Origin of the sequence: Alcanivorax sp. MD8A (assembly GCF_002888555.1) — a bacterium.
GTDB lineage: Bacteria > Pseudomonadota > Gammaproteobacteria > Pseudomonadales > Alcanivoracaceae > Alcanivorax.
The window spans coordinates 101,268-108,162 of the sequence record NZ_AQOQ01000013.1 but is presented as its reverse complement, the minus strand read 5'-3'; the positions used below and the strand labels follow the sequence as shown (position 1 = coordinate 108,162).

The 6,895-nt window shown below is 57.3% G+C and carries 7 protein-coding genes; all 7 read right to left on the bottom strand.

The window, feature by feature from the left end:
- Positions 1-204: 204 nt before the first annotated feature.
- Positions 205-789, bottom strand: a complete 585-nt coding sequence (locus A15D_RS09100) for a sulfite oxidase heme-binding subunit YedZ (RefSeq protein WP_102791666.1) — start codon at positions 787-789, stop codon at positions 205-207.
- Positions 789-1,784, bottom strand: a complete 996-nt coding sequence (gene msrP, locus A15D_RS09095; RefSeq protein ID WP_102791665.1) for a protein-methionine-sulfoxide reductase catalytic subunit MsrP — start codon at positions 1,782-1,784, stop codon at positions 789-791. Before msrP ends, A15D_RS09100 begins: the two co-directional genes overlap by 1 nt.
- Before the next feature lie 122 nt (positions 1,785-1,906).
- A complete protein-coding gene (locus A15D_RS09090; protein WP_102791664.1) occupies positions 1,907-2,584 on the bottom strand; it encodes a hypothetical protein in 678 nt (225 codons plus the stop codon).
- Positions 2,585-2,738: 154 nt separating this feature from the next.
- Positions 2,739-3,551, bottom strand: coding sequence for a hypothetical protein (locus A15D_RS09085; RefSeq protein ID WP_102791663.1), 813 nt, complete (start codon positions 3,549-3,551; stop codon positions 2,739-2,741).
- Positions 3,548-4,828 (bottom strand): CHASE2 domain-containing protein, encoded by a 1,281-nt coding sequence (locus A15D_RS09080; protein ID WP_102791662.1) that lies wholly within the window; start codon positions 4,826-4,828, stop codon positions 3,548-3,550. The genes A15D_RS09085 and A15D_RS09080 overlap by 4 nt, the downstream gene beginning before the upstream one ends.
- A gap of 162 nt (positions 4,829-4,990) precedes the next feature.
- Complete coding sequence (gene pssA, locus A15D_RS09075; protein WP_102791661.1) at positions 4,991-5,773, bottom strand: CDP-diacylglycerol--serine O-phosphatidyltransferase; 783 nt, start codon at positions 5,771-5,773, stop codon at positions 4,991-4,993.
- Positions 5,774-5,868: 95 nt separating this feature from the next.
- Entirely contained in the window at positions 5,869-6,885 is a 1,017-nt protein-coding gene (ilvC, locus tag A15D_RS09070) for a ketol-acid reductoisomerase (protein ID WP_031227132.1), read from the bottom strand.
- Between the last annotated feature and the right edge of the window lie 10 nt (positions 6,886-6,895).

The following is a 6,895-nucleotide window of genomic DNA, read 5'->3' as shown; positions in this document are numbered from 1 at the left end:
CGTTTGCTTGCCTGATTGTTAAAGAGCTTGGAAGCTGTTTGCTTCCCGACTGCGTCGTTGGCGTGTTGCCGTGTCCGCCGTCGTTGTGGGGGCGCATTCTAGAGATTTCCGGAGAACCGTCAACACTTTTTTCACGACTTTTTTATCAAACGGTCACCTTTTGAGCATGGAGTGCAAAAAAGCGCCGAAAACCCCGGTTTTCGGCTATTTGTTGCTCAACCTGTGGTCTTTCAGGCCGCGATAAATCAACAGCATCGCCAGGACCAGCGCAAAGATCAGGGTCTCCCCGTAGCCGGATTTCTGCACCCAGCTCTGGTGCACCACCCCCAATATAACCGCCGGGAACACCAAACGGTGCAATTTGCCCCACCGCGCGCCCATGCGACGACGGGCCTTGCGGGTACTGGTTGCCGCCAATGGCCACATTGCCAGCCAGCCAAGCAAACCAACAATGATATAGGGCCGCTTGCCAAGCTCCTCCCCAAGATAGTTTGGGTCCCAGCCCAGCAACAAGGTTGCCCAGGCAAGAAAGTGCAGACTGACATAGCCAAATGCCCACAACCCAAAGGTGCGCCGCCAGACCACCAGACCCGGAACCCTCAGTAGCTGTGCCGCGGGCCGCATGGCCAGACAGGTCAGCAACAGCACCAGAGCCCACCAGCCCAGGCGCTCCACAAGCACCTCAGCCGGGTCGGGCCCCAACTGTCCACTGGCCGCCTCCAATACCAGACATGCCAGAGGCACCGCCCCCAACGGCCATCCCAGCCAGGTCCAATAGCGGGTTTTCATCAATAATTCCGCTTCAGGTCCATGCCTTTGTAGAGCGAGGCGACCTGCTCATAGCCATTGAACATACGAGTTGGCACCCAGTTCGGGTCGAAAAAGGAATTGGGCAGGCGGCGCTCACGGCTCTGCGACCAGCGAGGATGATCAACCTCCGGGTTAACGTTGGCATAAAACCCATATTCCCCTGGCGCCAGCATGTTCCAGGTCGTGGCAGGTTCGCTCTCGGTCAGTTCGATTCTGACAATGGACTTGATGGACTTGAAACCGTATTTCCACGGCACGACCAACCGAAACGGCGCGCCATTCTGATTGGGTAGCGTTCGCCCATAGAGGCCGACTGCCATCAATGTCAGTGAATGCATCGCCTCATCCAGCCTCAACCCTTCCCGGTAGGGCCAATCAATGCCGGTGAAGGGGGATTTCACTCCCGGCATCTTCTCCGGGTCTGCGAGGCTAGTGAAGGCCACATATTTCGCCTTGCTGGTCGGCTGCACCTTTTTGAGTAACGCAGCCAGAGGAACCCCGACCCAGGGAATGACCATGGACCACGCCTCGACACAACGCAGCCTGTAGATCCGCTCTTCCAGTGTCAGCCCCTCAAGCAGGGTCTCCAGCGGATAGTCACCCGGCTTTTCAACCTCGCCGGCGACGGTGACGGTCCACGGGTCCGTCTGCAACGTATGAGCGTTATCCGCCGGGTCCGTCTTACCGGTGCCAAATTCATAGAAATTGTTATATCCGGTCACATCCTTATAGGGCGTCAGCGCCTCATCCACATCAGGCTGCCCCTCCCGTGCTTTGGCCACCTGGTCTTTCAGCCAGCGGGGGCGCGAGCCATCCTCATCCACCGGACTGAATCCGTGTGCCCAGGCAGGCAAGGCACCAAACAACCCGGCCAACCCTCCCAACGCCATCAACTCCCGGCGCTTGAGATACACCGACTCCGGGGTGATTTCGTGGCTTTTCGGCTCTGAAGGATCCTTGTGGCGGATAATCATCACAACTCCCGGTTTGGCTGGTTTACCACCAGACTAAACGAAAAAAGGGGCGCCTTCGTGAAGACGCCCCTTTTTGATGTGATAGCTGACAGGTTGTTACACCCATCGTCATGCAAATTCGATTAGTTGGTCAGCAAGACATAGTTGTTGTAAACACCGCCCAGGTTTTTCACATGCACAGAGAACTCACCTGTCCAGCGGGGATTCCAGACACAATAGGGGCGATCATCCCTCAAGGTGTCAGAACAGATCTCATTTCCATACTCATCATAGATATAGAGGTCGAGATCGGTATCACCATCGCCGCGAACCAGAATCTCAGCTTGGCGCCCGCCGGTAAAGGTAATGTCATAAACATCGGTCGTGCGTGCGTAAACCCGGTCTTCATGTCCAATCGCACCGTAGTGAGCACCCCGAGAGGCAACTGTGTCACCTGCCATGGCAACAACAGAAAGGAGCGCTTCATTGTCACCGGCATACTCCTTCGCCAACTCGGCTAACGCCACCTGCCCGGGTTTGTCGGCAGACTCGTCAGCATCGCCTTGAACCGTCTTTTCCCTGGAGGCATTTTCGGTTGCCACAGATTGCTGCAAACGCAAGGCCGCTGCCAGTAACAGGGCATCCTTCTTGTCACGCCCCAGCGCCTCAAGGTCTGCAGCCAAACTCAGAGCATCCATTGCCGGGCTGGCTTGCACTTTGGCCGTGGAATCCACATTTTCTCCGTCTTTTTGGTCGGCCAGAGCCGCACCAGGCAACGCCATGGCAGCCACGACGGACAACGCAATTACATTCTTTTTCATGATATTCCCTTCTAGTCAAAATCCGGCTCGAGCGCGGAATAGTCGCAATGACCCCGGTACAGATCAGCCCCCCGAAGCCTTAACCCGTGCCGTTATAGCCCGGCAAGCACGACTCCCGCATCCCCCATTTGAGGGATAGGCACTAATTCCAGTGTTATTCCACAGGTTGCAATCGAGCAAACAAGGCCTGTGCCAGTTCACTGTTTTCTCTCGCTCCCCAGAGCTGCTGAATCCCTTCAAGCTGATAAAGATCGCCATCACGTATCAGGGCCAGGGCCGCGAGCTCCGGGGGGAGATCCTCCACCGCTTGTGGACTCTCATCCAGTATTTCCTGCCAACGCAGAGGAAACTGAAGGCACCGCTCAGCTGCGCACACATGTAGCACATAATCTCCTTCTGGCAGGCCACGCATATCCACAGCGCTCACCCCTGGCTGCACCGGCACCACCGGCAGCACCTGTAGCTCCCCGCCCACAACAACAGATTCCACAACCATGCTGGCATCATGAATCACGACCATCTGATCCCTGCGCTGCAAATGGTTGCCAAATGGCCCAACATAATAAAGGGACAAAGAGTGGAAGCCGCGGGAAGCCATCGCCACTGCCACAGGCTCCTCAAGCTCGGCATCGGTAGAACCTAGAACTGAGAGAGCCCAATCGAGCATATTACCGGCGATGCTATCTCCGGTTTCTTCGGCAGGAAGGCGGTACGGACTGTTTGCCGCGGTTACGTTGATATCTTCGCCAGCATAGCGGACGGTAGCGCGCCCCCCAGGCGCCACCACCACTTGCTCTCCAGGCTGGATTACCGCAAACAGGCTCGCTGGGCGCTCATGCGCTCCCCGCAGAGTTACCAGCCCCGAGTCGGCCACCGCCGTAATCACCCCGACGGCATCGCGTGCAACAGCTACGGATGCGACTGTCACCAGCCAGCCACCCAACAATATCGATCCGAATCGCGTCATAACAATCCCCTGACCCCTTTCTCTCGCATCTTGCTGTACCCCAGGGAAGCCTCAACAAACAGGCTCTTCAATTGCACCGCAAGAATCGGCAATGCAAAGTCCAGCCATACCCCCTGACTGAAGGCCAGCAGACTTAACGGCACAACCAGCAAGGCAATGCCGGCCGAGCTCACCAGGGTTGCCGCAAAGGGCGACATGATCATGAATAGCCAGGACGTCACAACGATCAACAACAACTCCACGGCCACAATCAACAGCAGCGGCGGGCGCTGCACCTGCTCCAGCCCCTGCAACGCGGTAATACTGTTGGCTAGGACCAGAGACCCCGGCATTCGCCCCACTGGCGTCATATGAATATCACCAGAATCCCGGTGACTGGCCCCAACGATTACCAAGGCCCCATCCAGCAATCCACCTGTAGCCAGAGTCTCCGCCGCCACCACATCTCTTGCCGACAACGCGGTAACAGCAGGGAGGGAAACTCCCTGCCAGTCAACAGGCAGATAGCCATCCTCAGGGGTTGGCGGCAAGGCGAAGACTATACGGTGTCGTAGCTCGTCTCCCGCCAGTTCGATCTGCTTATCAGCATTGAGACGGACACGCCCGGCAAAGTGTGGCATCGAGAGACAACCCTCTTGGCCCGGCGCCAATAACGCATAGAGATCCTGATCCACACCATGACTCAGCATGACAGACAGCAACTGCACTGAGGGCAGTAGCTGCAAGCCCCCTTGATTGCATCCCCCAATGATCAGCTGCCAGTGCCGGATGACACCATCCCTGTCCGGACGGAAAAGCGGGGCAGCCCAATGCAGCCTGGCACTGGACGCCACCAAGTCATCCAGTGCAGATCGCCGAAACGCCGGGAGAACACTCTTGGCCGGCAACTGTAAGGACTGGGTTTTCATGAATATCAGCTGGGTCTCAGGCGCATCGTCTTCCTGATAGGGCGCCAACACCTCCATCAAGGGCTGCAGATCCCTACGCCGACTGAAATCAAAATCCACAACGATTTGTGCAGGACCGGCCTGAAGCAGTCGGCCAATGATGTCAGCGACCTTATCCGCCGGGGTCAGCCAAGGCTCGCCCCACTCGGTATAGGTTTCGGAATCCACATTGACCATGAAGATAGGCTGACTGGGTTGCGGAGCAAACGAGGTGTTGGTCACCAGACGCGAGAGCCAGTCCAGCCCCCTATCCTGCTGCCGCTTTACCATGGAGGAATCAGGGTTCAGGTGAAGCCAGAGCACAATGGCAACCCCAACCAGTACATTCACAATGAATGGCCTGATTCTGACAGGGACGGCACCCCACGCCTTTTTCACCCAGCATGTCAGGCAGGTAATAGAAGCGCGTATCTGTTTAATCACGTTCCCGCCCGATCACATAAAGGAGATAGGCTTTCGCTTCACAATACCGGCTTAGCGGCAGCCTGATTATTATGCCCGCCCGCCTTTTCGCAGGTGCCACAGACTCATCAGTAGTCCGACAGCCACATAGATCACAGCAGCAGAAAGCAACACCAGAGGAGGATCCAGAAACACAATGGCAAAGGCAATAATCACGCCCAGCAATACCTTGAACGGCACCCGGCCAATGTGGAATTCCTTGAAGGAGTGATACTTCACCGAGGACACCATCAAAAGGCCCGCCCCGGCGACCATGAAGGCTACCAGCCAGGATACGTCACTGCCCTCAATACCGCGGCTCGCCCCCAACCACACCATGGTAGCCACCAAGCCGGCCCCGGTGGGGCTAGGCAGCCCGATAAAGAAGCGCTTGTCGGTCGATTCGGCCTGTACGTTGAAGCGCGCCAGACGCAGTGCGGCACATGCGACGTAGATGAAGGCGGCCATCCAGCCAAACTTGCCCAGCCCGGACAGCGCCCAGGAATAGGCCACCAGTCCCGGCGCCACACCGAAAGCCACACAGTCGGAAAGCGAGTCATACTCTGCCCCGAACTTGCTCTGGGTGTTGGTCAGGCGGGCAACACCGCCATCCATGCCATCGAGAATGCCGGCCACAATGATGCCCAGCGCTGCGTTCTCGAACAGCCCGTTCATGGCCGCCACGATGGCATAAAAGCCGGCGAACAGGGCCCCGGTAGTGAACAGGTTCGGCAACAGGTAAACCCCTTTGTGGCGGGCACCGGTACGCTGTTCGGCCTCCACCACTTCAAAGGTTTCCTGGGGTGGGGTAGTTGTCTTGTCGTTGTCCTGCATGGAAGTCCGTCCCAAAGATGATGAGGCTAGTGTAACGCACCCCCCGAAAACAAAAAACGCGGCCGAAGCCGCGTTTCTGCAATCGTCACAAAAGCTTAGTTTTTGCTCTTGTCGACGATCTGGTTCGCCTTGATCCACGGCATCATGCCACGCAGCTTCTCACCCACTTGCTCGATGGGGTGAGCCGCGTTGTTGCGACGAGCTGCGGTCATGGACGGGTAGTTGTGAGCGCCTTCGGCGATGAACATCTTGGCGTACTCACCGCTCTGGATACGCTTCAGGGCATTGCGCATGGCAGCACGGGATTCGTCGTTGATCACTTCCGGGCCAGTCACATACTCACCGTACTCCGCGTTGTTGGAGATGGAGTAGTTCATGTTGGCGATGCCACCTTCGTACATCAGGTCGACGATCAGCTTCAGTTCGTGCAGACACTCGAAGTAGGCCATTTCCGGCGCGTAGCCGGCTTCGGTCAGGGTTTCAAAACCGGCTTTCACCAGCTCTACCGCACCACCACACAGTACCGCCTGCTCACCGAACAGATCGGTTTCAGTCTCGTCCTTGAAGGTGGTTTCGATGATACCGGTACGGCCGCCGCCCACGCCGGAAGCGTAAGACAGGGCAACGTTCTTGGCATTGCCAGAAGCGTCCTGGAAGATCGCGATCAGGTCAGGAATACCGCCACCCTTGGTGAACTCGGTACGCACGGTGTGACCCGGCGCTTTCGGGGCGATCATGATCACGTCCAGATCAGCGCGCGGCACGATCTGGTTGTAGTGGATAGCAAAACCGTGGGCGAACGCCAAGGTAGCACCTTCCTTCAGGTTCGGCTCGATTTCAGCCTTGTACAGCTGGGCCTGGAACTCATCGGGAGTCAGGATCATCACCACGTCAGCAGCAGCAACGGCAGAAGGTACGTCGCTCACTTTCAGGCCGTGGGCTTCAGCCTTGGCGATAGAAGAAGAGCCAGGACGCAGACCCACGGTCACGTCGACACCGGAATCGTTCAGGTTGCAGGCATGGGCGTGGCCCTGGGAACCGTAGCCGATGATGGCCACTTTCTTGCCCTGGATGATGGAAAGGTCACAATCCTTGTCGTAGTAAACTTGCATGCTCATAGTT

Excerpts from the sequence above, each read along its gene's own strand:
- A15D_RS09100 (WP_102791666.1), bottom strand. The coding sequence starts at position 789 with ATGAAAACCCGCTATTGGACCTGGCTGGGATGGCCGTTGGGGGCGGTG.
- msrP (WP_102791665.1), bottom strand. The coding sequence starts at position 1,784 with ATGATTATCCGCCACAAGGATCCTTCAGAGCCGAAAAGCCACGAAATC.
- A15D_RS09090 (WP_102791664.1), bottom strand. The coding sequence starts at position 2,584 with ATGAAAAAGAATGTAATTGCGTTGTCCGTCGTGGCTGCCATGGCGTTG.
- A15D_RS09085 (WP_102791663.1), bottom strand. The coding sequence starts at position 3,551 with ATGACGCGATTCGGATCGATATTGTTGGGTGGCTGGCTGGTGACAGTC.
- pssA (WP_102791661.1), bottom strand. The coding sequence starts at position 5,773 with ATGCAGGACAACGACAAGACAACTACCCCACCCCAGGAAACCTTTGAA.
- ilvC (WP_031227132.1), bottom strand. The coding sequence starts at position 6,885 with ATGCAAGTTTACTACGACAAGGATTGTGACCTTTCCATCATCCAGGGC.